Source organism: Aeromonas sp. QDB39 (assembly GCF_027707585.1).
Taxonomy (GTDB): Bacteria; Pseudomonadota; Gammaproteobacteria; order Enterobacterales; family Aeromonadaceae; genus Aeromonas; species Aeromonas hydrophila.
This window is the reverse complement of sequence record NZ_JAPCIV010000129.1, coordinates 1-904: the sequence shown is the minus strand read 5'-3', so window position 1 is coordinate 904 and position 904 is coordinate 1. Positions and strand designations below refer to the sequence as shown.

General features: G+C 41.3%; 2 protein-coding genes. Both read left to right on the top strand.

Annotated features, from left to right (window positions below; genetic code table 11):
* On the top strand, nt 1-332 hold a 332-nt coding region (locus PG899_RS24150), incomplete at its 5' end, for a hypothetical protein (RefSeq protein ID WP_270697825.1).
* A 71-nt stretch (nt 333-403) separates the two neighbouring features.
* Nucleotides 404-904: hypothetical protein (locus PG899_RS24145; RefSeq protein ID WP_270697824.1), on the top strand; the 501-nt coding region annotated here is incomplete at its 3' end.

The following is a 904-nucleotide window of genomic DNA, read 5'->3' as shown; positions in this document are numbered from 1 at the left end:
TAGGCAATGGTAGCGGCTATTACTACCCTGAGTTTGTTGCCAAAGTAAAAGCCGCCAAAGCAAAAATCTCTACAGATAGAGGCAACCAGGTAGTGCCAGAGATTCAAGCCGTGCGAGCCAAGCTCAACGAGCAAAAGCGAATTAAAACGAACTACAAGGAGAAGTACGAGGCTGAAAAAAACAAGCTAGCATTGTTTGCTGCTGCTCAGCATCAATTAAATGATAAGCTCGTCAAAGCGCTAGCTCAAATCAGTGCTCTGGAGTACGAAAATGCAGAGTTGAAAGAGGAACTGATTATATTAAAACGCGGCATGATCACAGCAATAAAATAATTGATTTTGAGGTTGATCGGATGATAACTAAAAACAACCATTACATCCCACAATGGCATCAGAAAGGTTTCATGAGCGATCGTGATGACCAGCTCTGCTACTTAACTCGTCGGGAGTTCCCCTTACCTAATGGTGAGGTGAAGGTGAAAACATTTAAAAAATGGCATACTCCGGCTCAACAGTTCTATGGGGAACATCTCTACTCAACTCTCTTCGGTGAAGATGTAAGCGATGATATAGAACGGAAGTTATTTGGCCCAATAGATCATAATGGCTCCAAAGCTATTCGTGCATTTCTAACCGACGATCAGGCCCAGTGGCACAATAATTTTAACGATTTCTTTATTTACTTAGATGCACAGAAGCTTCGAACACCAAAAGGTTTGGACTGGATTAGAAGTAAATACCATGAACTTAACCAACAACAGTTAATGACTGAAATGCAGTTATTACGTTCTATACACTGTACGTTGTGGGCAGAAGGTGTGCGAGAGTTGGTGTCAGCTGAAAATTCAGATATTAAATTCGTACTATCAGATCACCCGATCACCATTTATAACTATTCCTGTCCA